At 65.7% G+C, this 23,717-nt stretch carries 24 protein-coding genes; 13 read left to right on the top strand and 11 right to left on the bottom strand.

All coding sequences use genetic code 11. The features are described from left to right. Positions 1-12 precede the first annotated feature (12 nt). Positions 13-903 (top strand): extensin-like domain-containing protein, encoded by an 891-nt coding sequence (locus tag ACSQ3P_RS30720; protein WP_436169209.1) that lies wholly within the window; start codon positions 13-15, stop codon positions 901-903. Between the two features lie 82 nt (positions 904-985). Here ACSQ3P_RS30720 and ACSQ3P_RS30715 read toward each other — a convergent pair whose 3' ends face one another. Next, complete coding sequence (locus tag ACSQ3P_RS30715; protein ID WP_436169208.1) at positions 986-1,219, bottom strand: hypothetical protein; 234 nt, start codon at positions 1,217-1,219, stop codon at positions 986-988. A gap of 118 nt (positions 1,220-1,337) precedes the next feature. Between ACSQ3P_RS30715 and ACSQ3P_RS30710 the strand changes: the two genes are divergently transcribed. Continuing rightward, positions 1,338-1,844 carry a DUF992 domain-containing protein gene (locus ACSQ3P_RS30710; protein ID WP_436169207.1) on the top strand — a complete coding sequence of 169 codons (507 nt, stop codon included), beginning with the start codon at positions 1,338-1,340 and terminating at the stop codon, positions 1,842-1,844. Between the two features lie 194 nt (positions 1,845-2,038). Beyond that, positions 2,039-2,398 carry a response regulator gene (locus tag ACSQ3P_RS30705; RefSeq protein WP_436169206.1) on the top strand — a complete coding sequence of 120 codons (360 nt, stop codon included), beginning with the start codon at positions 2,039-2,041 and terminating at the stop codon, positions 2,396-2,398. Positions 2,399-2,549: 151 nt separating this feature from the next. Here the strand turns inward: ACSQ3P_RS30705 and ACSQ3P_RS30700 are convergent, their stop codons facing one another. Beyond that, a complete protein-coding gene (locus ACSQ3P_RS30700) occupies positions 2,550-3,812 on the bottom strand; it encodes a sensor histidine kinase (protein WP_436169205.1) in 1,263 nt (420 codons plus the stop codon). Between ACSQ3P_RS30700 and ACSQ3P_RS30695 the strand changes: the two genes are divergently transcribed. After that, on the top strand, positions 3,802-4,179 hold the full coding sequence (locus ACSQ3P_RS30695) for a hypothetical protein (RefSeq protein ID WP_436169204.1): 378 nt from the start codon (positions 3,802-3,804) through the stop codon (positions 4,177-4,179). The two genes, ACSQ3P_RS30700 and ACSQ3P_RS30695, sit on opposite strands and share 11 nt — an antisense overlap. A gap of 42 nt (positions 4,180-4,221) precedes the next feature. Here the strand turns inward: ACSQ3P_RS30695 and ACSQ3P_RS30690 are convergent, their stop codons facing one another. From ACSQ3P_RS30690 to ACSQ3P_RS30665, 6 genes are all read right to left on the bottom strand, one after another. Next, positions 4,222-4,650 (bottom strand): hypothetical protein, encoded by a 429-nt coding sequence (locus ACSQ3P_RS30690; RefSeq protein WP_436169203.1) that lies wholly within the window; start codon positions 4,648-4,650, stop codon positions 4,222-4,224. A 3-nt stretch (positions 4,651-4,653) separates the two neighbouring features. Next, positions 4,654-5,025, bottom strand: a complete 372-nt coding sequence (locus ACSQ3P_RS30685; RefSeq protein ID WP_310155981.1) for a DUF883 C-terminal domain-containing protein — start codon at positions 5,023-5,025, stop codon at positions 4,654-4,656. Positions 5,026-5,228: 203 nt separating this feature from the next. After that, positions 5,229-6,380, bottom strand: a complete 1,152-nt coding sequence (locus ACSQ3P_RS30680) for an AI-2E family transporter (protein WP_436169202.1) — start codon at positions 6,378-6,380, stop codon at positions 5,229-5,231. Between the two features lie 111 nt (positions 6,381-6,491). After that, the gene (gene polA / locus ACSQ3P_RS30675; protein ID WP_436169201.1) at positions 6,492-9,536 is read right to left on the bottom strand and encodes a DNA polymerase I; all 3,045 of its coding nucleotides are present in this window, start codon (positions 9,534-9,536) and stop codon (positions 6,492-6,494) included. A gap of 261 nt (positions 9,537-9,797) precedes the next feature. Further along, positions 9,798-10,736 carry an aldo/keto reductase gene (locus tag ACSQ3P_RS30670; protein ID WP_436169200.1) on the bottom strand — a complete coding sequence of 313 codons (939 nt, stop codon included), beginning with the start codon at positions 10,734-10,736 and terminating at the stop codon, positions 9,798-9,800. 113 nt (positions 10,737-10,849) lie between these two features. Further along, positions 10,850-11,698: a universal stress protein gene (locus ACSQ3P_RS30665; protein WP_436169199.1), complete on the bottom strand. Its 849-nt coding sequence runs from the start codon at positions 11,696-11,698 to the stop codon at positions 10,850-10,852. A gap of 415 nt (positions 11,699-12,113) precedes the next feature. Between ACSQ3P_RS30665 and ACSQ3P_RS30660 the strand changes: the two genes are divergently transcribed. Further along, positions 12,114-12,953, top strand: coding sequence for a universal stress protein (locus ACSQ3P_RS30660; protein ID WP_436169302.1), 840 nt, complete (start codon positions 12,114-12,116; stop codon positions 12,951-12,953). A 69-nt stretch (positions 12,954-13,022) separates the two neighbouring features. Here the strand turns inward: ACSQ3P_RS30660 and typA are convergent, their stop codons facing one another. Together typA and ACSQ3P_RS30650 are read right to left on the bottom strand one after the other, a co-directional pair. Then, entirely contained in the window at positions 13,023-14,846 is a 1,824-nt protein-coding gene (typA, locus tag ACSQ3P_RS30655; RefSeq protein WP_092173111.1) for a translational GTPase TypA, read from the bottom strand. 253 nt (positions 14,847-15,099) lie between these two features. Beyond that, on the bottom strand, positions 15,100-16,386 hold the full coding sequence (locus tag ACSQ3P_RS30650) for a TAXI family TRAP transporter solute-binding subunit (protein WP_436169198.1): 1,287 nt from the start codon (positions 16,384-16,386) through the stop codon (positions 15,100-15,102). A 102-nt stretch (positions 16,387-16,488) separates the two neighbouring features. Here ACSQ3P_RS30650 and ACSQ3P_RS30645 point away from each other — a divergent pair, with 102 nt between their 5' ends. The 3 genes from ACSQ3P_RS30645 to ACSQ3P_RS30635 are packed head-to-tail and all read left to right on the top strand — an operon-like array spanning position 16,489 to position 19,181. Continuing rightward, entirely contained in the window at positions 16,489-17,163 is a 675-nt protein-coding gene (locus tag ACSQ3P_RS30645; RefSeq protein WP_436169197.1) for a phosphoribosylanthranilate isomerase, read from the top strand. A 13-nt stretch (positions 17,164-17,176) separates the two neighbouring features. Next, positions 17,177-18,424 (top strand): tryptophan synthase subunit beta, encoded by a 1,248-nt coding sequence (gene trpB, locus ACSQ3P_RS30640; RefSeq protein ID WP_436169196.1) that lies wholly within the window; start codon positions 17,177-17,179, stop codon positions 18,422-18,424. 31 nt (positions 18,425-18,455) lie between these two features. Beyond that, positions 18,456-19,181 (top strand): SIMPL domain-containing protein, encoded by a 726-nt coding sequence (locus tag ACSQ3P_RS30635; RefSeq protein WP_436169195.1) that lies wholly within the window; start codon positions 18,456-18,458, stop codon positions 19,179-19,181. A gap of 96 nt (positions 19,182-19,277) precedes the next feature. Here ACSQ3P_RS30635 and ACSQ3P_RS30630 read toward each other — a convergent pair whose 3' ends face one another. Further along, a complete protein-coding gene (locus ACSQ3P_RS30630) occupies positions 19,278-19,523 on the bottom strand; it encodes a type II toxin-antitoxin system Phd/YefM family antitoxin (RefSeq protein WP_436169194.1) in 246 nt (81 codons plus the stop codon). Positions 19,524-19,630: 107 nt separating this feature from the next. Between ACSQ3P_RS30630 and ACSQ3P_RS30625 the strand changes: the two genes are divergently transcribed. From ACSQ3P_RS30625 to ACSQ3P_RS30605, 5 genes are all read left to right on the top strand, one after another. Next, positions 19,631-20,032, top strand: coding sequence for a DUF488 domain-containing protein (locus ACSQ3P_RS30625; protein WP_436169193.1), 402 nt, complete (start codon positions 19,631-19,633; stop codon positions 20,030-20,032). A gap of 48 nt (positions 20,033-20,080) precedes the next feature. Further along, positions 20,081-20,929, top strand: coding sequence for a tryptophan synthase subunit alpha (gene trpA, locus ACSQ3P_RS30620; protein ID WP_436169192.1), 849 nt, complete (start codon positions 20,081-20,083; stop codon positions 20,927-20,929). Positions 20,930-20,957: 28 nt separating this feature from the next. Then, the gene (accD, locus tag ACSQ3P_RS30615; protein WP_436169191.1) at positions 20,958-21,854 is read left to right on the top strand and encodes an acetyl-CoA carboxylase, carboxyltransferase subunit beta; all 897 of its coding nucleotides are present in this window, start codon (positions 20,958-20,960) and stop codon (positions 21,852-21,854) included. 32 nt (positions 21,855-21,886) lie between these two features. Beyond that, the gene (locus ACSQ3P_RS30610; protein WP_436169190.1) at positions 21,887-23,209 is read left to right on the top strand and encodes a bifunctional folylpolyglutamate synthase/dihydrofolate synthase; all 1,323 of its coding nucleotides are present in this window, start codon (positions 21,887-21,889) and stop codon (positions 23,207-23,209) included. A 76-nt stretch (positions 23,210-23,285) separates the two neighbouring features. Next, a complete protein-coding gene (locus ACSQ3P_RS30605; protein ID WP_436169189.1) occupies positions 23,286-23,711 on the top strand; it encodes a hypothetical protein in 426 nt (141 codons plus the stop codon). Positions 23,712-23,717: the final 6 nt, after the last annotated feature.

Here is a 23,717-nt window from a genome sequence, read left to right as displayed (position 1 = left end):
AATGCGAAAAACGTGATCGATTCCTGGAGTTTAGAGCATTGCTCCAGCGAAAAACCGGTACCCACTTTTTCGCGCAATGCTCTATGGCTTCGAAGCCTTGGTCGGTTCGCCCTGGCCATTGCGGCTGTCGCGATCTGGGCGGGCGGCATTCATGGCGTGGAAGTTCATAGTGCGGAAAGCAACGGCCAAAGCGGGGCAGGGATCAGGACCTTGCCGCCGCCGCGCCCGGTTGATCTGCGCCCACAGCAGCAGTCGCTGCCATCGTCGGAGCCCGCCGACCCCTCTGCACGCCCTGTTGGTGCGAGCCCTGCGGACCTGCCGAACCCCGAGAGTGGCGCCGCCTGCCTGGCGGGGTTGCGGGCGCTTTATGGCACGCGCGTTCGTGCGGCCAATGCTGATACCGCCAAATCCGAGGATGCCGCCTGCCGCGTCGAGAGTCCCGTCCTGGTCGAGGCGCTTGAGATGGGGGCCGTGCCGGTCGTCTTCGAGCCGCCTGTCACCTTGAGTTGCGAGATGGCGACAAAGGCGGCTGAGTTTCTCCTGATCAGCGTTCAGCCGCTGGCGAAGGGCTATTTCGGCCGGGATCTGGTCGGCCTGCGGGCCGGAGGCGGCCAGGAATGTCGGCGTCGCAACAGGGCGGCGACCGGGCCGCTGAGCGAGCATGCGACAGGTCGGGCGCTCGATATCTTCGGCTTTGTCCTGGCGGGGGAGGCTGGCGGCCTGAAGGTCAGCGTCGAACGGCCCGAGGATACCGTCCAGCATCGGTTCCTCCTGGCAGTGAGGCAGGCCGCCTGCGGCGCTTTCACCACCAGCATAGGGCCGGGGGCCGATGCCGCCCATGCCGATCACCTGCATCTGGACATCCAGGCGCGTCGTTCGCCGTCGACGCGGTTTTGCCAATGAATCCGTCTCTCATCAAAGAGTTAGAGCAGAATCATGCTCCAGGCGAGATTTGGCTCCAGCAGAGATTTGGAACCGGCCGGCTTCAAGCGGGAATGCGCGAGGGGGAGACAACGTCGCAAGCGGGGTGGCGGTCCTGCCTTTCGGCTTCGCTGCGCCGCACCGCGATGATTTCCAGAGCCGTCTTGGTGTCATGGCCCTGTGCGATCAGCTCTTCCAGTTCCCAGAACGGCGGCATGCGCACCTCGCCTCGCCAGGCTGGTCCCTTGCAAGCCAGTCCCTTGGCAGACGCATCATCCTGGAGGAAGCTGATGAGCATGTGGGTTTTCCGTCTCGATGCCGAGTATAACGCAACACCTCAGACCGGGTTCCGTTTAATGAGGAACTGTGGAGTGTTTGCGGCGTTTCAGCGTCATTCGATCGTGAGGAGTTTCAATATGGCTGCCCCGCTTCCCCGGTTTCAAACTGTCGCGATCCTTGCTGCCGCGGCTGCGGGTCTGCTCGCATTCCAGGCTCCGGCCCTTGCCCAGTCTGGCCCACCGGCGGGGCGCCTCAACTGCAGCGTCGGCGCGGGTCTGGGTCTGGTGGTGACGTCGCAACGCCCGGTGGAGTGCCGCTTCACGCCGCGCCGCGGTCCGGGGCAGCGCTATGTCGGCGTCGTCAGGAACTTCGGCCTCGATCTCGGCACGATCCGCAGCAACACGATGTCCTGGCGGGTCTATGGTCCTTATGCCCGGGCCCCGCTGGGGGCGCTCGCCGGCCGCTATGGCGGGGCGACGGTGGGCGGCTCCGCAGGGACGGGCGGCTCCGGCAATCTGCTCGTCGGCGGCAATAACGGCGATGTCACCCTGCAGCCGCTTTCGCTTCAGGGCGCGCGCGGGATCAACGTGGCGATCGGCGTGACCGGATTCGAGCTGACGCTGGCGAAGTCCAGGCGTCGTTGAGGTCGCAGTCGCTGAGGTCGCAAATGACTGGCACCTCCGAAGGTTCGCTACGATTCGCTAACCTTATCGCTGCAAATTTAATCGCATTTGACGATTTCCCAACATGTTCGGAGGAAGCTGCCGGAACATCGCAAGCACTCTGACGTTCTCTCGGCATGCTACGACAAGAGAACAGAGGAAGGGAGGCTGGATTGATGTCCGATATCCGCATCCTGATCGTCGAAGACGATCCTTTCATCGCAATGGACATCGAAGCAGCCGTGGCGGAACAGTTTGGTGACAGTGCCGAGTTGATCATCGTCGGATCGGTTGCCGGTGCGCGTTTAGCGGCCGCGTCGCACCTGTCCTGCGCCTTGCTCGATATCGATGTCGTCGGCGGCAAGACCTTCGATGTCGCCACCAGCCTGCTCCAGAGCGGCACGCCCTTCGCGTTCGTCTCGGGTTCGCCCCCCAGCGATGTGCCCAAATCGCTGCGTGACGTGCGTTTCCTGCGCAAGCCCTTTTCCACGCGCGAGATCGCGAGCTTCGTGTCGAGCGCGATCAAGCTGGACTAGAGCAGTTTCCGATCCAGTTGGATCGTTCAATTGCTCCAGGTCGTTGTTTTAACGCGTTTTCTCCACGCAAACGCTTCGCGCTTGTCGCGAGGAGACCGGTATCCACTTCGCTGGAAAAACGCTCTGACGGCCGGCGGCAGCCTCGCCGCACTCAATCCCGTTTCGGGAAGGTCAGCGTGATCTTGGAACCGGGGCGCCCGGAGCCGGGCGAAAGCGGCTCGGTCGTCATCGTTGCCCGCATGCTGCGCAACAGGCTGGCGATCACGGTCTGACCCAGGCCCTTTGTATCCGCCTCGACCACCGGCAGCCCGACGCCATTATCCTCGACCGTCAGGAGAAGCGTGGTCGCTCCGTCCTCGTCATGCTCGCTGAAACGGATGACGATTCGCCCCGGCGCATTGTCGGGGAAGGCGTGCTTGATCGCGTTCGTCACGAGTTCGTTGACGATCACGACGAAGGACACTGCGTCACGTCCAGGCAAGCGGATCGAATCCATCTCCAATACGATCTCGATCGGCCGGCCCTCGGCCGCCTTGCCGATCTCGGCGAGGAGATCCTCCATATAGGGCTGGGCGTCGATCTCGTCGGTCTCGATGTCGAGGCGCAAGCGACGTTGCCCGGCGGCGATCGCCTGGATGCGGGATTGCGCCTGGGAGAGAGCGTCGCGCACGGCCGGCTCGCGCGTCTGCCGGCTTTGGACATTGAGCAGCGCCGAGACCATTGCGAGGTTGTTGCCGACGCGGTGGTTGACGTCGCGCAGCAGCGCCTCGATGCGCAGCCGCTCGTTCTCGAGCTGCTGGGTTCTCTCGCTCACGACCCGCTCGAGCTGCGCGTTGCTGGAGGCGAGCAGGGCGCTGCGGCGCTGCCGCGTGCGCAATTGCTGCCAGGCAGCGAAGGCAAGTCCGGCCAGCGCGACGACGATGCCGATGCTGGCCAGAAGCCGCCTGCGCTCCTCGCCGCGATTGAGCGCGACGAGGCGGATGTTCTCGGCGAGCTGAAGCTGCTGCACGGTGCCGCGCAACGCGTCCATGACCGAGAAGCCGCTGCCGTCCTTCACGCGGGCGACGGCGGTATCCAGCCTGCCCTCCCGCGCAAGCGCGATCGTGGTGTCGAGCTCCTCCAGCTTGGAGAGCGTCTCGCTGCGCGCCTTGGCGACGCGCTCGGTCTGCGCGGCGTCGCCTTCGACGAGTTGTGCCAAGGCGTCGAGTTCCGGCAGGGCCGCTGCGCGGCCGCTCGTATAGGGGCCGAGATAGCCGGGATTATGGGTCAGGAGATAGCCGCGCTGTCCGGTCTCGGCGTCGCGCATATGGCCCAGGAAGCGCTCGGAACGCTCGCGAATCTCGATGGAATGCGAGACGCGCTCGGCCGTGGCGCGCGCTTGCGCGTTGATCCAGGCCGCCAGGATGACCGCCACGCCAACGACGCCGATCGCGATGATCGTCGTCGTGGCCGATCGCAGGCGGGCGCCTAGGGCGGGAATGCTGGGCAGCGCCAAGCGGCTGCGGGGCCTTACCTCAGTGGACATGGATACCGTGATACAGGACGGAACCCACAACCCCTATGTAAAAAGACAGGGGCAGTCGAGCGCGCGCCGCATTCGCATGAGAGCGTTTTCGAGCGAAGCGGACACCGGTTCGCGTGAAGAAAACGCGCCAAAACAAAGGGCTAGAGCAATTGCTCCAGAGCAGGATGCGAAAAAAAGAAACCGGCTTTTCGCGCCGATCCGCCTCTCACTCTTAGATGAGATCCGGATTCAGATTTCAGATGGGATCGCTGTGTGATTCCATCTGAAATCATCCGACTCTAGTGCGCAGCTTCGGCTGTTACGCTTCGTCCTCGTCGCTCTCGTCGCGGTTGAAGAACTGCCTGCCAATCAGGACGCCGAGGATGACGACGCTTCCGACGACGGCGGTGCGCCAGCCCATGCGCGACGACCCGATCAGCTTGGCCGCGATCGGTGCTGCGGCCAATGCCGTGGTTGCCAACGGCCGCGGCGGCCGGCGGCGGTTCTTGACATAGGTTGCGACGCCCAGGCTCAGCAAGGCGGCGAGGAACAGGCCGCCCGCGATCCAGAGGCTCGCCGTGATTGGGTCGTAGCGCAGCGTCAGCACGGTGTGCAGCGCGTTCAGGGCATAGCCCGCCGCACACAGGACCAGCAGGGCTGAAAAGCCGTACAGGCCGTAGATGATGACATTGCGCTTGACCGCGCCGGAGACTTCCGACGCGATGAAGCTTCCCAGCCCCCCGAGCATGGCTTATCGCGCCGACAGGAAGCCGACGAACAGGCCGACCGCCGCGGCCACCCCGAGCGCGCGCAGTGGCCGCTCCTGGATCTCCTGCACGATGATGCGCTGCAGATCGGTCGCCTGTTCCTTGGCGACGTCGACCATCTTGTCGGTGTCGACGCCGACGGCGCGAAGCTTTTCTGTGACCGTTGCCGCCAGGTCCTCGGCGCTGCGCGTCAGGCTGGCTTCGAGCTCGCTCGTCTCGCGCTTGACGCGGCGGCTGGCTTTTTGCGCGGAGGCCTTGGCGTCAGCAGCGATGTCCTCGGCGCCTGCGACGGCTTCGTCCTTGGCGCGTTTGACCGCCGAGGCCGCCTGACGTTTCGCGGAAGTGGTGCTGGCCATATCTGATGTCCCCCTCTCGATACTGCGAATGGATGGGTGCGCTCCAAATGACTCCGGAGCTTGATGACCTAACGCACGCATGGTGCGCGGGTTCCTTGTAGCCGACTAGAGCGGTTTCCGATCCAGTTGGATCGTTCAACGCTCTCGCTCCTTACTTTAAAGCGTTTTCGAGCGAACGGGTGTCCACTTCGCTCGAAAACGCTTTAGCCGATACTCGCCACCTGCTGCTGGGCGGGCTCTTCCTGGGGCGTGGCCTCGGCCTGCTGCGCCTTGCGGTATGCGGCAAATTCCTCCTGCGCGACCATGGCCACGAGCAGGATCGGAGTCGAGAGCACGGCGCCGACCGGCCCCCAGAGCCAAAGCCAGAAGACGAAGCCGATGAAGACCAGGAATGGCGAGACGGTGAGCCTGCGCCCGACGAAAACCGGGGTCACTGCATTGCCTTCGAGCAGATGCAGCACGAAATACGCCGCTGCCGGCCAGATCGCGGCGAGAAGAGACGGCGCGTCCAGCAGCGCCCCTGCAAGCAGCAGCACGGTGACGATGATCGGCCCGATGAAGGCGAGATAGTTCAGCAGGAAGGCGAGCGCGCCCCAGAATACGGGGAATGGCAGCCCTGCGAGCCAGGCGATCGCCAGAGCCATCACGCCCATGCCCAGATTGATCAGCGTCACCAGTCCGAAATAGCGCGCGACCCGCGTCTCGATTTCTTGAAAGAAGGCGCCGGCGGACTTCCGCGCGCCGCGCCCGAGGCAAAACCGCAGCGTGCGCGCCTTGAGATGGCGTCGCGTCGCCAGCCAGAAATACACTGTCGCGACGAAGATCAGCAGGCCGCCTGCCGCCGTCGAAGACGACACCGCGATATCGAGCAGCGGATTGCCTTGCGAGACGTTGAGTTCCGCCCCGCTCTTGCCGGTCAGCGCGGCGGCTGCCCGCTTCAACTCGCCCATGAAGATGAAGACGCCGGCGAGCTTGGCCTGCAACGCCGCCATCATTGCGGGCGCCCGGTCGCTCCAGCCGGCGATCGGCACGGCGAGCAGGGTGATCGCGAAGAGAATCAGGCCGACCCCGAGCAGGACCACTATGGCTGCCGCCAGATGCTGCGGCACGCCGCGACGCACCAGCCAGTCGACCAGCGGTCCCAGCACCAGGCCGAAGATGATGCCTGCCGTCACAGGCAGGGCGATGACCTTGGTCAGATAGAGCGTCGTGGTCGCCAGGATGACGAAGATGCCGACAATGGCGTAGCGGACGATAAGGTCATGCTCATAGGGCGTGACGTCGTCCTGCGTCTCCTCGATCTCGGGTTCCGCCATATAGCGCGGAAACGGTCTCCAGGCGGACGAGCTGAGCATGTGACGATATCCAACGCGCAAAGCGCGCCCCCCGGCGCGTCGGACCTATAACGTGGCACTGGCAGGCAAGGTTCCTGCGGTTCAAGTTTCTGGGGTCGAAGCGTCGGCGCCTCAATGCGCCTCGTCCCAGTTGCTGGCGGCCCGCGCATCGACCTGCAGGGGCACGCGCAGCTGTACGGCCGGGTGCGGTGCATCCACCATGACCTGGCGGACCACCGGCAATGTCGCCTCGACCTGGGCGTCGGGCACCTCGAAGACGAGCTCGTCATGCACCTGCAGCAGCATGCGGGCGTCCAGCTTGGCGGCAGCGAGCGCGCCCTCCATCCGGATCATGGCGCGGCGGATGATGTCGGCGGCCGAGCCCTGGATCGGAGCGTTGATCGCCTGGCGCTCGACGAAGGCGCGCTCGGAAGGGTTCTTCGAGGCGACCGCCGGGAAATGGCAGACCCGGCCGAAGATCGTCGTGACATGGCCGTTGGCCCGCACGAAGGTCTTGGTCTGGTCCATATAGTCGCGGATGCCCGGGAAGCGTTCGAAATATTTGCGGATATAGGCGCCGGCCTCCTCGCGGCTGATGGCGAGCTGGTTGGCGAGGCCGAAGGCCGAAATGCCGTAGATGATGCCGAAATTGATCGCCTTGGCGCGGCGGCGCACCTCGCTCGGCATGCCCTGGACCGGCACGCCGAACATTTCCGAGGCCGTCATCGCATGAATGTCGATGCCGTCGGCAAAAGCCTGCCGGAGCTGCGGGATGTCGGCGATATGGGCAAGCAGGCGCAGCTCGATCTGGCTGTAGTCGGCCGAGATCAGCTTGTAGCCCTTTTCGGCCACGAAGGCGGTCCTGATCTTGCGGCCGGCCTCGGTGCGGATCGGGATGTTCTGCAGGTTGGGCTCGGAGGAGGACAGCCGCCCCGTGGTCGTCGCCGCCAGTGCATAGGAGGTGTGCACCCGGTTGGTCTGCGGGTGCAGATAGGTCGGCAGCGAGTCGGTATAGGTCGATTTCAGCTTGGCGAGCTGGCGCCATTCCAGGATCTTCGAAGGCAGTGGGTGGCCCTGCTCGGCGAGCTCCTCGAGCACGCCGGCCCCGGTCGCCCATTGCCCGGTCGCCGTCTTCTTGGCGCCGGAAAGCCCCATCTTGCCGAACAGGATGTCGCCGAGCTGTTTTGGGCTGCCGATCAGGAATTTCTCGCCGGCCACCTCGTAGATCTCGTCTTCCAGCCGCGCCAGCGACTGCGCGAACTCGCCCGAGAGCCGCGACAGGATCTGCCGGTCGATGGCGATGCCACGCTGCTCCATGCGGGCGAGCACGGCGATCAGCGGCCGCTCCAGCGTCTCATAGACGGTGGTCTTGCCTTCGGCCGCGAGCCTGGGCTTGAGCGCGCGCCAGAGCCGCAGCGTCACATCGGCATCCTCGGCGGCGTAATCCGTCGCCTTGTCGAGCACGATCTTGTCGAAGGTCACCTGCGCCTTGCCGGTGCCCGCGACTTGCGAGAACGGGATCGTCTCATGGCCGAGATGCAGCTCGGAGAGCCGGTCCATGCCGTGATTGTTGTTGCCGGCGTCGAGCGCATAGGAAATCAGCATCGTGTCCTCGATCGGGGCGACGGAAAGCCCGTGCCGTTCGAGGATCAGCAGGTCGTATTTCAGGTTCTGGCCAATCTTCAGGACGCCAGGATCGACCAGCAGCGGCTTGAGCGCCGCCACAGCCTGGTCGAGCGGAATTTGCCCCTCGACCATGCCGCTGCCGAACAGATCGGTGCCGCCGCGATGCTGCAGGGGGATGTAGCAGGCGCGTCCGGGCGCGACCGCAAGCGAGATGCCGACGAGATCGGCCTGCATCGCGTCGAGCGAATTGGTCTCGGTGTCGAGCGCGACATGGCCGGCCTCATAGGCCCAACCGATCCAGCGCTCGAGATCGGCGAGCGTACGTACGCATTCATAAGCGGTGCGGTCGATCTTCGCGGCGATCGCCTCGTTCTTGCGAGCGGCCGCGAGGTCGGACGGCTTCATCCAGCCGTCGCCGTTCGATGGCTGCGCGCTGGCGGGCTCGGCGCCGGCGTCAGAGGCCGCCGCCGGCGCCGCGAAGCCGCCCTCGCCCGCATCCGCACCGACATAGAGCGCCTTCAATTCGGCGGCGCGCGCGCCGCCCGGGGCCAGCGCCTCGTCGGCGTCGATCGCCGCGACATCGGCTCCATAGGCCTCGGCGACGCGCTTGGTGATGGTGGTGAACTCCATCGCCTTGAGGAAGGCGACGAGCCTGGCCGGATCGGGGTCGGCCAGCGTCAGATGCGAGAGCGGCGTCTCGACCTTCACATCGTCGACCAGCGTCACGAGCTTGTGCGAGATGCGCACCTTCTCGATCACCTCGGGATTGGTCAGGGTCTCCCGGCGCTTGGGCTGCTTGATCTCGCCGGCCCGCGCCAGCAGCGTCTCCAGGTCGCCATATTCGCCGATGAGCTGGGCCGCCGTCTTGATGCCGATGCCGGGAGCGCCGGGCACATTGTCGGTCGCATCGCCGGCCAGCGCCTGCACATCCACAACCCGGTTCGGCATCACGCCGAAATATTCGACCACTTCGGGTTCGCCGATCCAACGTTCAGCCCGGAAGCCGGCGCCCTTCTTGGCGTCGCCCGAAGCGGGGTCATACATTGCCACGCCCGGCCCCACGAGCTGCATCAGATCCTTGTCGGCGGAGACGATCAGCACATCGGCCCCGGCCTCGCGCGCCTGTCTGGCATAGGTCGCGATCAGGTCGTCGGCCTCATAGACATCCTGCTCGACCGGGATCAGCCCGAAGGCGCGTACCGCCTCGCGCATCAGCGGGAATTGCGGGATCAGATCGGCCGGTGGCTCGGAGCGATTGCCCTTATAGGCGGGGTAGAGCGCCTTGCGGAACGAGTTCTCGGTCTTGTCGAAGACGATGGCGAGATGGGTCGGCTTCACCCCGAGCACGCCGTCCTTGACGAATTGGAACATTTTGGTCGCGAAAAGCCGAACCGCACCGGAGGGCAGACCGTCGGACCGCGCATTGTATTTCCTGTCCTGATTGATCGACTGGAAATAGGCGCGGAAGATGAAGTTCGAGCCGTCGACCAGGAAGAGGTGGTCGCCGGGCTTCAGGTCGGGGGCGGTGGTCTTCGGGACTGTCTCGCTCATGGCGCGGACCTTATTCGGGCAGGGCGAGCCGGTCCATGCTTGTTGGCGCAGCTAACGCAAAAGCCTGTCAGCAGTCTGGTGCCGTTGATCGCTTTCCCTCGAAGATGGGCGCGGGGAACCCTCTCAAACCCAAGTCGGCTGTTTCCGAGTTGGGTCACTCTAGCTGCCAATCTCGGGCCTGCCCGAGTTCAGCCTTCAGAGTGTCGAAGTCGGGTAGACCCGACGTCGATGCAGGAGAGGGTTCTCCGCTGCGGTTCAGGGCTACTTGGTGATCGTGTCGATCTCGGCCAGCTCTTCGACCGTCAGCGCCCATTCGGCCGCCTTGACGTTGGCGGCGATCTGCTCCGGCTTGGTCGCGCCCGCGATGACGCTGGAGACGACGGGCTGCGCGGCGAGCCAGGAAAAGGCGAGCTCGACCAGCGTCTTGCCCCGCGCCTCGCAGAAGGCGGTGAGCTTCTCGGTCTTCTCCCAGTTGATGTCGGTCAGGACCTCGTTGGCGCGCTGCGACTCCCTGGTCATGCGCGCGCCTTCCGGCATCGGCGCGCTGCGCTTGTACTTGCCGGTCAGCAAGCCGTTCGCGAGCGGGAAATAAGGCAGCAGCCCCATGCCGAAATGGCGGGCGGCGGGAATCAGATCCTTTTCCGCGCCGCGCACCAGCAGGCTGTATTCATCCTGGCAGGAGGCAAATCCATTGATGCCGAGATCGCGCGCCGTCCATTCCGCATTGGCCATCTGCCAGGCCGGCATGTTGGAGCAGCCGATATAGCGCACCTTGCCCTGGCGGATCAGGTCTTCGAGCGCGCGCAGCGTCTCGTCGATCGGGGTCAGCGGGTCGGCGCGGTGGAACTGATAGAGGTCGAGCCAGTCGGTCTTGAGCCGCTTCAGCGAGGCCTCGACCGCCGACATGATGTAGCGTCGCGAGCCGCCCTTCATCGTGCCGGCATCGTTCATGTCCATGCCGAACTTGCTGGCGAGCACGATGTCCTTGCGCCGCGGGCCCAGAAGCTGGCCGAGCACCGTCTCGGAGCCCCCGCGTGCGCCATAGACATCGGCGGTGTCGAACAAGGTGATGCCGTGCTCGATCGCCGCATCGACGACCTTGCGCGCCGCTTCGTCATCGATGCGGCCGCCGAAATTATTGCAGCCGAGGCCGACGAGCGAAACGCGCAGGCCGGAGCGGCCGAGATTGCGGGTGAGCATGGCAGTGGTCCTTCTCTGGAAGGACCACACAGGATCAGAGCCCGCGAGGCACGACAACCGCGCTGCGCGTCATTTTCGGGCTGCACCCAGCGCAGGGCCGGCGGCCCGGCCTCTCAATGAGACATCAGGCAGCAGAAGGGGGTCGTCTCGAGCAGGTCATTCGTTACACCGCCGAAAATCCACTCGTGCATGCGGCTGTGACCATAGGCGCCGGCGACGATCAGGTCGGCCCCCTCGTCCTGCGCCAGCTCGATGATCTCATCGACGATGTATTTCACGCTGTCGGGCCGCAATACGGCGCGCGCGGCGACGCCGTGCTGTGCAAGATAGTCGCAGACATCTTGAGTGCCCTGCTCTCCCGCATCGGCTCCGATCGCGAGCAACTTGACGACTTCGGCGCGGCCGAGCAGCGGCAGCGCATCCCAGAGCGCGCGACGCGCCTCGCGCGTATCCTTCCAGGCGATGACGATGCTCTTGGCCGACAAGGTCTCGACACCAGGCGGCACCACCAGCACGGGGCGGCCGAGATTCATCACGATATCACCGGGCGCGATGCCCATCCGGCCCTGGCTCTCATCGGCAGGCCCTTGCCGTGCAAGCACCATGAGATCCGCGGCGCGGGCCTGCGTCAGCGCAAAACCGCGCGGCTCCTGGATGGCACTACGCCATTCCACGGCGGCGTTGCCCTCGACGACGCGCCGGAACAGGGCCTCGGCCTTGGCCAGATCCTCCGTCGCGACCGTGCGGGCGGTGTCCACCAGCAGCGCATTCACCTTGGCCGTGCCGTCACCGTAGTAGGGCAGCTCGATGTCCTTGGCAGCGACACCGATCAGCCGGCAGGACAGCCTCTGCGCCAGTGAACTCGCCAGCCTGAGCGTCCGCTCCGCGCCGGCACCGAGATGAACGGGGGCGATGATGCCCGCATAGCGCCGGGCGTCAGCGGCTGGGCTCGTCTGGGGCATGTGGTGATCTCCTGGATGTGACGACGGGTCCCGGCGGGATCATCTCGTCTGGGGCGGCGGCAGCGACGATTTTGCGAGCGCATGGATGGCAATGACCTCGTAGGGCTGGAATTTGCCGTCCTGCTCACGGATTGAAACCTATTCGCCGATGGCAAAGCGATGACGGTCGAGCCCCAAGCCGCTTTCGTCGTCCTCGGGCGAGGCGTCGTCGTAATCGATGCCCCAACTCGGTCCGCCCTCGCAGCCCTCGCGAGGTGAAGCGAGATACGCTGAAGCATGGTGAGGCCCATCCCAGTCCAGTATCGAGCCGGCAGTCTTCCACCGATTCGCCGGGCGCGGCTTGATCCAGCGCAAGATCAGGCGGCGCCATTCGCGTCAGACTTGGAACCTAGGACATGAAGACGGAGACCCGGACATGCTCAAGTCGATCAAAAGCGTCTTTGTCGCTTTCACCGAGGAAGGCCGGGGCGAGCACAGTACGGCGCTGGCCTACGCCGTGTCGCTATCGCAACAGGCGAGGGCGCACCTGACCATCCAGGTGGCCTCGATGCGCTACGCTGTACCGGCCTCGCTCGTCGGCCAGTTCGGAGCCAGGTTGATTGGCACGGAAAATCGCCGGATCGCAGCGCTTGCCGAGGCGTTTGCCGACAATGCCAAGGGTCACGCCGATTTTGCCGGGGTCACTTGCACGGTCGAGACCCCGCAGCTGGTCTATTCGAGCCTGACCGACAGGCTGCTCGCCTATGCCCGCGTCCACGACCTGAGCATTCTCGATCTGGAGAAGGATGCCGTGCAGCGGGATCGCGGATTGATCGAGGCGGCGCTGTTCGAAAGCGGCCGGCCCGTGCTGATCGTTCCAGAGACCGGCGAGCACTTCTCGGCAAAACGGATCCTGATCGCATGGGACGGCGGGGCGTCTGCCGCCCGGGCCGTGGCCGACGCCATGCCCTTCCTGTCTGCGGCGGAGGAGGTCGAGATCCTGTCGGTCATCGGTGAGAAAGACCTGACAAGCCTGATCGCGGGTGCGGACCTCGCGCCGCATCTGGCCCGCCATGGCGCTTCGGTCACAGTCAAGAACGTGGTGCTCTCGGAGCAGGATGTCGCAGGCACGATCAGGCAGGAGGCAGGTGCATTCGGCGCCGATTTCATCGTTTGCGGCGCCTACAAGCATTCGCGACTGCGCGAATGGCTGCTCGGCGGCGTGACGCAGTCCCTCTTGAAGGACTGCCCGCTGCCAATCCTGATGAGCCATTGACCAGTCAGGGCTGGACCGAAAAAAAGGGCGAGCCTCGCGGCTCGCCCTTTGTCTCTCGAAGCGGCCCGCTCAGGCCACTTCCTGCTTCTGCTTCTGCGAGCGCTTGCGCTCGTTGGGGTCGAGCACGCCCTTACGCAGGCGGATCGACTTCGGCGTCACCTCGACGAGCTCGTCATCGTCGATCCAGGCCAGCGAACGCTCCAGCGTCATCCGGATCGGCGGCGTCAGGCGCACCGCCTCGTCCTTCGAGGTGGTGCGGATGTTGGTGAGCTTCTTGCCCTTGAGCACGTTCACTTCGAGATCGTTCTCGCGGGTGTGCTCGCCGACGATCATGCCCTGATAGACCTTCCAGCCGGGCTCGATCATCATCGGGCCGCGATCCTCGAGGTTCCACAGCGCATAGGCCACGGCCTCACCGGTCTCCATCGCGATCAGCACGCCGTTGCGGCGCCCGCCGATCTCGCCCTTATAGGGCAGGTAGTCATGGAACAGCCGGTTCATGATCGCGGTGCCGCGCGTGTCGGTCAGCAGCTCGCCCTGATAGCCGATCAGGCCGCGCGTCGGGGCGTGGAACACCAGCCGCAGGCGATTGCCGCCCGAGGGACGCATTTCCAGCATGTCGGCCTTGCGCTCCGACATCTTCTGCACGACGACGCCGGAATGCTCCTCGTCGACGTCGATAATGACCTCCTCGATCGGCTCCAGCAGCTGGCCGGCCTCGTCACGCTTCAGCACGACGCGCGGACGCGAGACGCCGAGCTCGAAACCCTCGCGACGCATCTGCTCGATCAGGATGGCGAGCTGCAATTCGCCGCGGCCGGAGACGATGTAGCTGTCCTTGTCGGCAGCTTCCTCGATCTTCAGCGCGACATTGCCCTCGGCCTCCTTGAACAGGCGGTCGCGGATGACGCGGGTGGTGACCTTGTCGCCCTCGGTGCCGGCGAGCGGGGAATCATTGACCATGAAGGTCATCGACACGGTCGGCGGATCGATCGGCTGCGCCTTGATCGCGGTCTCGACGGAGGGATCGCAGAAGGTGTCGGCGACCGAGCCCTTCACGAGGCCGGCAATGGAGACGATATCGCCAGGAATGGCTTCCTCGATCGGCGTGCGCTCGAGACCACGGAAGGCGAGGATCTTGGTGATGCGGCCGCTTTCGACCAGCGAGCCGTCGCCCGACAGCACCTTGATCATCTGGTTCGGCTTGGCCGAGCCCGAGACGACGCGGCCGGTGATGATGCGGCCGAGATAGGGGTTGGCTTCGAGCAGCGTGCCGAGCATGCGGAACGGGCCTTCCTCGATGCGCGGCTCCGGCACATGGCTGAGGATGAGGTCGTACATCGGGGCGAGACCTTGATCCTGCGGGCCGGCGGGATCATGCGCCATCCAGCCCTGCTTGCCCGAACCATAGAGGATCGGGAAGTCGAGCTGCTCGTCGCTGGCGTCGAGCGCCGCGAACAGGTCGAAGACCTCGTTGATGACTTCGGTGACGCGGGCGTCGGGCTTGTCGACCTTGTTGATCGCCACGATCGGTCGCAGGCCGAGCTTCAAAGCCTTGGAGACCACGAACTTGGTCTGCGGCATCGGACCCTCGGCCGCATCGACCAGAACGATGGCCGAGTCGACCATGTTCAGGATGCGCTCGACCTCGCCGCCGAAATCGGCGTGGCCGGGGGTGTCGACGATGTTGATGCGAGTATCCTTCCAGACGACCGAGGTCGCCTTGGCCAGGATGGTGATGCCGCGCTCCTTCTCGAGCTCGTTGGAGTCCATCACGCGCTCGATCACGCGCTGGTTGTCGCGGTAGGTGCCCGACTGCTGCAGCAACTTGTCGACAAGCGTGGTTTTGCCGTGGTCGACGTGGGCGATAATGGCGATATTGCGCATGGACATGCGGGTAAGGGCCTTGTTTCAAGACCGCAAGCCGGCCAGGTCAAAGCCCTGCCGGCGCAGCCCGTTCATGAGGAAACTGGAATTCGCTGCGCTGCACATAAACGCTGAAGGCCGTTTGGGCAACCTTTGCATCCGGCTCTTGGGCATCGGCCGAAAAGCGGGAGCCGGTTGCTCGGGACAAGCGGATGCAAGGTCAAAGCCCTACAGCATCGGGCGGAAGGCGATATCCGGTCTGATACGGCGGGGCGGCGCGCTATGCGTCGACCAGCGCCAGGCGCCGCTCCGCGACCGCGCGCCCGACCTGGTCCATCACCAGCCGGTAGGCGGCGAGCCCGGATCCGTCGAGATCGCCCTTGGCGAAATCGCTGAGCACGCGCGTCAGGATCTCGTCGGCCTCGCGGTCGAGCCGCGCCAGCTCGATCTCGTTGGAACAGATGCGGATCACCGGCAGCAGCGCCAGCAATTCGTCGAGCCCCGACATCGCCCGGCGGCGGCGCGCCGCGCTTTCCTGGCCCAGAATGGCGGCGCCGCCGGTGCCCAGCATGGAGAGACCCATCACGGCGAGATAGAACCAGTCGCCATAGCGCTCGAAGAAGGTCTCCTGCTCGCCGTCGATGAAGGCGGCGGCGCCGGAATGGACCGTGAGCGGGGCATCCTTGTCCGTGGAGGGCGTCTCCAGCCCCTGGATCGACGGTAGCTCGGCTGCAAGCGTCAATCGCAGCGCCAGCAGTTCCTTGACCACCTGGCCGACGAGAGTGTCGTCGAGATTCTGCGAGGCCATCAGGCGCGAGGTGACGGAGATCGTCGGCAGGTTTTCGGAAGGGCGGGGCGGGTCGCCGCCGAGCGCGCCGCGCACGATCTCGCCGGTCTCGATCGAGCGGTAGCGCGCCTTGATCGCCTCGGCCTCGCGGATCGGGATTAGCGCCGGGTCCTCGCCCCAGGCGGAGCGGAGGCGGTTGATGCCGTCATTATTCGCCAGCGAGCCGACGGCATTGATCGAGAAGAAGGCGTCGATGCGCCCTTCCCTGGCGAAGGGCACGATCTCGTCCGGCGTCAGCCCGATGATCTCGACCTCGCCGGGCCTGACTTCGTATTGGGCCAGGACGCGCTGGAGCAGCACTATATTCCCGGCTGGATTACGCGCGACGCCGATCCTGCGGCCGCGCAGATCGGCGATCCGCCCGATCCCGCTTGCCTTGGTGGTGATGATGAAGGGGAAGGAGCGGCGCGTGATCAGGGCCGTGTCGCCCTGGGCGGGCAGCGCGATGTCGGGGCGCACGATCGCGAGATCGGCCAGGCCGTCATCGAGTTTCTTGGCGCTTTCCTCCGAGCCTTCGGTCAACACGAGCCGGAAGCGAAGGGACGATTTCTCGCGGTTGAGCCCCTGGACGAAGCCCGCCGCCATGCGCGCATCCTCCGAGCCCAGCGGTCCGACAGCCAGACGCAATGTCTTGGGCTGGCTGACGAAGTAGAAAACGGACGCCGTGACGCCAAAGACCGCCAGTAACCCCGCCAGAGCCGTAAAGCCGCGCCGCCCCATCCTCAATCGATCCGCCCCATTCCGTTGCGTCCACGCAGGATGCTCTCACGGGCGATCATGTCGCAAGTGCGGCGGCACCCCGGATCATGCTAGAGCGGGCCGATGAACCACTATGACGACCAATTCGCTGTGAAAATCTGCGGGCTCTCGACGCCGGAGACGCTGGCTGTCGCGCTCGAAGCCGGCGCCGACATGATCGGCCTCAACTTTCACCCCAAGAGCCCGCGCTTCGTCACGGTCGAGCAGGCGACAGCGCTGGCCGCCATGGCGCGGGGGCGGGCGGAGATCGTCGCCCTGATCGTCGATTGGGACGAGACGCAGGCCATGAGCCTGGTTGAAGCGGTGAAGCCGGACTGGCTGCAGCTGCATGGCCGGGAAACGCCGGAGCAGGTGCGCGCCCTCAAGGCCGCGACTGGTCTGCCGGTGATGAAGGCGCTCGGCATCGCGGGCACTGAGGATCTTGCGGCGGTCGAAGCCCATCGCGGCGTCGCCGACCGCATTCTGCTCGACGCCAAGCCGCCCAAGGACGCAGCTTATCCCGGCGGTCATGGCCGGCCCTTCGACTGGACCTTGCTTGCCGAACTCGACCCCGGCTTGCGCTTCATGTTATCGGGCGGGCTCGATCCGGCTAATGTCGCCGAGGCGATCCGCATCACGAGACCCACCGGGGTCGACGTCTCCTCGGGCGTCGAAACCGCACCGGGCGTCAAGGATGCCGGCCGGATCAGGGATTTCATCGCGGCGGCGCGGGCCGGTGCGCAGAATTTGAGACCATAGAGGCAAGCCGGACATGAACGCGCCCCATAACCCGAACACCTACCGCTCCGGCCCCGACGAGAACGGCCGCTTCGGGATGTTCGGCGGCCGCTTCGTCGCCGAGACGCTGATGCCGTTGATCCTCGAGCTCGAACAGGCCTATGAGGCGGCCAAGGCCGACCCCGCTTATCATGCCGAGACGGCCTATGGTTTGAAGCATTATGTCGGCCGGCCCTCGCCGCTCTATTATGCCGAGCGCCTGACCGCGCATTTCCGCGACAAGGCGGCTGCAGCGGGCCAGTCTGGCGGCGCGAAAATCTATCTGAAGCGCGAGGAACTGAACCATACCGGCTCGCACAAGGTCAACAATGTGCTCGGCCAGATCCTCTTGGCGCGGCGCATGGGCAAGAAGCGCATCATCGCCGAGACCGGCGCCGGCCAGCACGGCGTCGCGACCGCCACGCTCTGCGCCCGCTATGGCCTGGAATGCATCGTCTATATGGGCGCGGTCGATGTCGCACGCCAAGCGCCCAACGTCTTTCGCATGCAGATGCTGGGCGCGACCGTCATCCCGGTCGAATCCGGCACCAAGACGCTCAAGGACGCGATGAACGAGGCCCTGCGCGACTGGGTCACCAATGTCGCCAACACCTTCTACTGCATCGGCACGGTTGCGGGTCCGCATCCCTATCCCGCCATGGTGCGCGATTTCCAGTCGATCATCGGCAGGGAGACGCGCGAGCAGATGCAGGAACTGGAAGGCCGCCTGCCGGATTCGCTGATCGCCTGCATCGGCGGCGGTTCGAATGCGATGGGTCTGTTCCACCCGTTCCTCGATGACCCCAGCGTCGAGATCTATGGCGTCGAGGCGGCCGGCCACGGCATTCCGTCAGGCCTTCACGCCGCCTCCTTGACCGGCGGGGCGCCAGGCGTGCTGCACGGCAACCGCACCTATCTGCTGATGGACGCGGACGGCCAGATCAAGGACGCGCATTCGATCTCGGCCGGGCTCGACTATCCCGGCATCGGCCCCGAGCATTCCTGGCTGCATGATGTCGGCCGGGCGAAATACATCTCGGCCACCGACGAGGAGGCGCTGGAGGCTTTCCAGCTGATCTCGAAGCTGGAGGGCATCATTCCCGCGCTGGAATCGGCCCATGCGCTCGCCCGCGTTGCCGATCTCGCCCCGAAGAAGCCGCAGGACCATCTGATGGTGGTCAATCTCTCCGGCCGCGGCGACAAGGATATTCCGCAAGTGGCGGAGATTCTGGCGGCGCGCTGAGCTGCACCTGACTGCCGAGAAGGAACAGATGATGAAGAAGACCATCCTGTTTGCGGCCATGCTGGCCCTTTCCGGCCAGGCGCAGGCCCAGAACCGCGATGCAGCTCCCGCCGAAGGCGTCGTCATCCGCACCGAAGGCGAAGTCCGGGTGAAGCCGGATCTCGCGACGATCCAGGCCGGCGTGATCAGCGAAGGCAAGACCGCGGCGGAGGCCCTGGCCAAGAACACGCCGGCGCTGGCGAAGCTGGTCGAGGCGGTCAAGGCGGCGGGTGTCGCCTCTGCCGATCTCTCGACCTCCCAGGTCGCGCTGACGCCGCGCCTGACTCAACCCTCGGTGTCCTCCTCGCCACAACCGCGGGCGCCCAGGATCGACGGTTATGAGGCGCGCACCGGCATCACGGTGATCCTGCGCGACATCGCCAAGGCCGGGCCCTTGATCGATGCGCTGGTCGCTGCCGGCGCCAACGACATGTCCGGTATCAGCTTCGGCCTCGCCGATGAGGGCAAGGCCAAGGATGCTGCGCGCGCCAAGGCGGCCGAGAGCGCGCGGGCCCGTGCGGAACTCTACGCCGCCAAGCTCGGCGTGAAGCTGGGCGACCTCGTCTCGATCGTCGAGGCCGAGGCCGAGCCTCCCGCCAGGCCGATGGGCGATGTGCGGGCTTATCGCATGGCGGCGAGCGCCGCGCCGATCCAGGTCGAGCCGGGTGAGATCACGGTCAGTGCCGCGCTACGCACCGTCTGGCGCATCGAGAAGTAGCCGGTCGGCTCAACGATGGTGGCGCAATGCATCCGCGAGCAGCGGATGCGGCGGCTCGGCGAACGGGTTGATCACGGTCATGCCGCGAGCAGCAGCTCACTCGTACATATCGTCCCGGGTTGCGCGAGGCAGGTTCAGGATGGGTCCGCTTCTGAGCCGTTCCGTCAGCGCATCAAAAGCCTTTTGCCGCCGCGTTATTTCGCTGTCCGTATCGTCGGCGCGGACGATCTTGACCCTCGGGCGTCCGCGTGACGTGACGATGACCTCTTCGCCGGCCTCGACGATTTGCATCAGCTTGGAAAACTCGTGACGGGCCTGCGTGGCGGAAACGGTTTTAACCATGCCGGCTTCCAAAGTGGCGATCTCGCTACGTTAACGCATTGGCCCGCTTTCGCGAAGCGCGCAGGCAGGGCTCCTAAGCTTCCGAGGCGCATGTTATCTACCGGCCCATGACACTGCACATCGTCCGTCTCGGCACGCCCCGCCTTCCCGATGAGGGCACGCGGATAGGCACCGTGCGCCGGCCGCCGCGCGGCGTCCGCAAGGAGCGCTATGCGGCCGATGACTGGTACGATGTCTGGTTTCCGGAGCTTTCGCCCAGCCCCGAACTGGTGAAATCGGCGCTGACCGCGGAGAGCGAGGCGGAATGGCATGGCTTCGTCCGCGCCTTCCGCGCCGAAATGGATGAGCCCGCGCCACGTCGCACGCTCGATCTGCTCGCCGCGCTCTCCCATAGCGGACGCTTCTCGATCGGTTGCTATTGCGAGCATGAGAACCGTTGCCACCGTTCGGTGCTGCGTGCGCTGCTGACCGAGCGCGGCGCCGAGATCGCCGGAGAGACCGGAGCTTGACGGCATGCCTCTCGCCAAGCCGGCCCCGGGCATGCTAACCGCAAGCCCATGACAACGACCGGCCAAACCCGCATCCAGACCCGCTTCCAAGCCTGTGCCGCCGAAGGCCGCGCCGCGCTGGTGACCTTCATCACGGCGGGCGATCCCGATTTCGACACCGCCAGCGCGATCCTGCACGCTTTGCCGGCCGCAGGCGCCGACATCATCGAGCTCGGCGTGCCCTTCACCGATCCGATGGCCGATGGCATCCCAGTCCAGCTCGCGGGGCAGCGCGCGCTCAAGGCCGGCCAGACCCTGAAGAAGACGCTCGCCATGGTCGAGGCCTTCCGCAAGGCCGGACATGACACGCCGATCGTGCTGATGGGCTACTACAACCCGATCTATGTCTATGGCGTCGAGCGCTTCCTGAGCGATGCGAAGGCGGCCGGTGTCGATGGTTTGATCGTGGTCGACCTGCCGCCCGAGGAGGATGCCGAGCTCTGCCTGCCGGCGCTGGCCGCGGGGATCAACTTCGTCCGCCTCGCCACCCCGACGACGGACGACAAGCGCCTGCCGAAAGTGCTGCAGAATACCTCCGGCTTCGTCTATTATGTCTCGATGACGGGCGTCACCGGCGGCACTATCGCCAATTACGACGCGGTCGGAGAAGCCGTCGCCCGGATCAAGCGCCATACCGATCTGCCAGTGGCAGTCGGTTTCGGCGTCAAGACGGCGGCTGATGCGGCCGCGATCGCCAAGGGTGCGGATGGCGTCGTCGTCGGCTCGTCGCTGGTCGAGCGCATCAGGCTTTCGTTGGATGTTCAGGGCAAAGCCACGGAAAAGACGGTTTCCGCTGTCACCTCGCTCGTCTCCGAGCTCGCAGCCGGCGTCCGCTCGGTCGCCAGGGCTGCCGCCTGACCCTGCAGGTATAGTTGAGGACGAATCCATGAACTGGATTTCCGAAGTCGTTCGGCCGCGGATCAAGACGCTGTTCAAGCGCGAGAGCCCGGAGAATCTCTGGATCAAATGCCCGGATTCCGGACAGATGGTCTTCCACAAGGATGTCGAGGCCAATGGCTTCGTCATTCCCGGCTCCGACCATCATCTGCGCGTCACCGCGACCGACCGGCTGCGCCTGACCTTCGACGAGGGCAAATGGCTCGACGTCGCCCTGCCCGAGGTCGCGATCGACCCGCTGAAGTTCCGCGACGAGAAGCGCTATATCGACCGGCTGAAGGACGCCCGCGCCAAAACCGGTGCGATCGACGCCTTCAAGGTCGGTTACGGCCGCGTCCAGGGCCTGGCGATGACGCTGGCCGTGCAGGATTTCCACTTCATGGGCGGCTCGCTCGGCATGGCGGCGGGCGAGGCCTTCATCAAGGGCGCCGAGACCGCGCTCGAGAAGAAGACGCCTTATGTCGTCTTCGCCGCCTCGGGAGGCGCCCGAATGCAGGAGGGCATCCTCTCGCTGATGCAATTGCCCCGCACCACCGTGGCGGTGCGCATGCTGCGCAATGCCGGGCTGCCCTATTTCGTGGTGCTGACCAACCCGACCACGGGTGGCGTGACGGCGTCCTACGCGATGCTGGGCGACATCCATATCGCCGAGCCCGGCGCGCTGATCGGCTTCGCCGGTCCGCGCGTGATCGAGCAGACCATTCGCGAGAAGCTGCCGGACGGCTTCCAGCGCGCCGAATACCTCAAGGACCACGGCATGGTCGACATGGTGGTGCACCGCCATGAGATTCCGGCGACGCTGGCCCGGCTCGGGCGGCTGCTGACGAAGCAGCCTGTGCCGAATGGCGTCGTGAAGCCGCCGCTTCCGGTCGCCGAAGCCGTCTGAAGGCGCGCATGGGCGGGAGGCCCTGAACCGAGATGGGGTCGTCCGACACGCTGCTCGCGCGCTTCATGGCGCTGCACCCTAAGCTGATCGACCTCTCGCTCGGGCGCATACTGACCTTGCTGGAGCGCCTCGGCGATCCGCAGAAGCGCCTGCCGCCGGTGATCCATGTCGCCGGCACCAATGGCAAGGGCTCGACCATCGCCTTCATGCGGGCGATTCTGGAGGCCGCCGGCCTCAGCGTCCATGTCTATACCTCGCCGCATCTGGTGCGTTTCCACGAGCGCATCCGCATCGGTGCGCCGGGCGGCGGCCGCTTTGTCGACGAGGCCGTGCTGGTCGAGGCGCTGGAGCGCTGCGAGCGCATCAATGCCGGCGATGCCATCACCTTCTTCGAGATCACCGCCGCGGCGGCCTTGCTGCTGTTTTCCGAGCACAAGGCGGATGTCGTGCTGCTCGAAGTCGGGCTGGGCGGCCGCTTCGATGCGACCAACGTCATCGCCCACCCCGCCTGCACGGTGGTAACGCCGGTCTCGCTCGACCATGCCGAATATCTGGGCGACACCGTGACCAAGATCGCGGCCGAGAAGGCCGGCATCTTCAAGCGCGGCGCCCCGGCGGTGATCGCGCCGCAGGAGCTTGAGCCGACGGCGGTGCTGGAGGCCACGGCCGAGCGCGTCGGCGCCTCGCGCATCCTGATCGGCGCGCAGGATTTCAACGTCCATGAGGATGGTGGCCGCCTTGTCTATGAGGACGGCGACGGCCTGCTCGATCTGCCCTTGCCGCGCCTCGTGGGGCGCCACCAGCATGTGAATGCCGGCACGGCGATCGCCGCCCTGCGCGCCGCCGGCTATGGCGGTCTGCCGGCGCGGGCCTTCGAGCAGGGCATGCTGGAGGCCGATTGGCCGGCGCGGCTGCAGCGGCTGGCGCGCGGCAAGCTCGCCGAGCTCATCCCCGCCCGCGCCGAACTCTGGCTCGATGGCGGCCACAACCCCGATGGCGGGCGTGTTCTGGCCCAGGCGATGGCCGATCTCGCCGATCGCAATCCAGCCCCGCTGGTGATGATCACGGGCCTGCTCTCGACCAAGGACGCCAAGGCGACGCTCAGTCATTTCAAAGGGTTGGCGCAGACGCTGTTCGCCGTACCGATTCAGAATACGCTGGCGGCGCGCCCGGCCGAGGAGGTGGCGAGCCTGGCGCGCGAGGCCGGGCTCAAGGCCGAGGTCGCGGGCTCCGTCGAGCAGGCATTGCACGAAATCGCCAGCCGGAGCTGGTCGGCCCCGCCGCGCATTCTGATCTGCGGCTCGCTCTATCTGGCGGGTGAGGTGCTCTCGGCCAATGGCACGCCGCCGGTCTGATCAAGCGGAAGGGCATCTGCATATCGCGCCGTGGCGCTGGCGCAGGCCGAGTGGAGACAGCATGCGAGGTCCCGGAATGGCGAGGCCAGGCCTCCTTCTGTTTTGCGGTCTCCTCCTGCTTTGCGGCGGGCTTGGTGGTTGCGTCACCTCCAGCGATGGGCGGCTGTCCGAGGCGGACGGCACCGATCGGGTCGTAGCAGGCGAGCCGACGGTCATGCAGCAGACCTATATGACGATGGATGCACGCTGTCGCCCGGTGAAGCGGCCGACCGCCGTGCTGACGCAGCCGCCTCGACACGGCAAGGTGAGGATGCTGCCCCGCAGGGGCGCGGCGACCTACGGACCCGGCCCCTACCGGCATTGCGACGGCAAGGTCGGCCCTTCGCTCGCCTTCGAATACACCTCGGCACCCGATTATCGCGGCCGCGATTCCTTCGCGGTGCGGGTGCGTTATGCGGATGGAGAGCTGCGTCACGGCCATTTCGAGGTCGAGATTCGCTGAAAGAGG

The organism is Allobosea sp. LjRoot9, from assembly GCF_964252745.1.
Classification (GTDB): domain Bacteria; phylum Pseudomonadota; class Alphaproteobacteria; order Rhizobiales; family Beijerinckiaceae; genus Allobosea.
Note: the sequence above shows the minus strand (reverse complement) of the source record. Positions and strands in the feature narration are given on the sequence as shown.

Coding starts and splice junctions, on each gene's coding strand:
- ACSQ3P_RS30715 (WP_436169208.1), bottom strand. CDS start 1,219: ATGCTCATCAGCTTCCTCCAGGATGATGCGTCTGCCAAGGGACTGGCT.
- ACSQ3P_RS30710 (WP_436169207.1), top strand. CDS start 1,338: ATGGCTGCCCCGCTTCCCCGGTTTCAAACTGTCGCGATCCTTGCTGCC.
- ACSQ3P_RS30705 (WP_436169206.1), top strand. CDS start 2,039: ATGTCCGATATCCGCATCCTGATCGTCGAAGACGATCCTTTCATCGCA.
- ACSQ3P_RS30695 (WP_436169204.1), top strand. CDS start 3,802: ATGACCGCCACGCCAACGACGCCGATCGCGATGATCGTCGTCGTGGCC.
- ACSQ3P_RS30690 (WP_436169203.1), bottom strand. CDS start 4,650: ATGCTCGGGGGGCTGGGAAGCTTCATCGCGTCGGAAGTCTCCGGCGCG.
- ACSQ3P_RS30685 (WP_310155981.1), bottom strand. CDS start 5,025: ATGGCCAGCACCACTTCCGCGAAACGTCAGGCGGCCTCGGCGGTCAAA.
- ACSQ3P_RS30680 (WP_436169202.1), bottom strand. CDS start 6,380: ATGCTCAGCTCGTCCGCCTGGAGACCGTTTCCGCGCTATATGGCGGAA.
- polA (WP_436169201.1), bottom strand. CDS start 9,536: ATGAGCGAGACAGTCCCGAAGACCACCGCCCCCGACCTGAAGCCCGGC.
- ACSQ3P_RS30670 (WP_436169200.1), bottom strand. CDS start 10,736: ATGCTCACCCGCAATCTCGGCCGCTCCGGCCTGCGCGTTTCGCTCGTC.
- ACSQ3P_RS30665 (WP_436169199.1), bottom strand. CDS start 11,698: ATGCCCCAGACGAGCCCAGCCGCTGACGCCCGGCGCTATGCGGGCATC.
- ACSQ3P_RS30660 (WP_436169302.1), top strand. CDS start 12,114: ATGCTCAAGTCGATCAAAAGCGTCTTTGTCGCTTTCACCGAGGAAGGC.
- typA (WP_092173111.1), bottom strand. CDS start 14,846: ATGTCCATGCGCAATATCGCCATTATCGCCCACGTCGACCACGGCAAA.
- ACSQ3P_RS30650 (WP_436169198.1), bottom strand. CDS start 16,386: ATGGGGCGGCGCGGCTTTACGGCTCTGGCGGGGTTACTGGCGGTCTTT.
- ACSQ3P_RS30645 (WP_436169197.1), top strand. CDS start 16,489: ATGAACCACTATGACGACCAATTCGCTGTGAAAATCTGCGGGCTCTCG.
- trpB (WP_436169196.1), top strand. CDS start 17,177: ATGAACGCGCCCCATAACCCGAACACCTACCGCTCCGGCCCCGACGAG.
- ACSQ3P_RS30635 (WP_436169195.1), top strand. CDS start 18,456: ATGAAGAAGACCATCCTGTTTGCGGCCATGCTGGCCCTTTCCGGCCAG.
- ACSQ3P_RS30630 (WP_436169194.1), bottom strand. CDS start 19,523: ATGGTTAAAACCGTTTCCGCCACGCAGGCCCGTCACGAGTTTTCCAAG.
- ACSQ3P_RS30625 (WP_436169193.1), top strand. CDS start 19,631: ATGACACTGCACATCGTCCGTCTCGGCACGCCCCGCCTTCCCGATGAG.
- trpA (WP_436169192.1), top strand. CDS start 20,081: ATGACAACGACCGGCCAAACCCGCATCCAGACCCGCTTCCAAGCCTGT.
- accD (WP_436169191.1), top strand. CDS start 20,958: ATGAACTGGATTTCCGAAGTCGTTCGGCCGCGGATCAAGACGCTGTTC.
- ACSQ3P_RS30610 (WP_436169190.1), top strand. CDS start 21,887: ATGGGGTCGTCCGACACGCTGCTCGCGCGCTTCATGGCGCTGCACCCT.
- ACSQ3P_RS30605 (WP_436169189.1), top strand. CDS start 23,286: ATGGCGAGGCCAGGCCTCCTTCTGTTTTGCGGTCTCCTCCTGCTTTGC.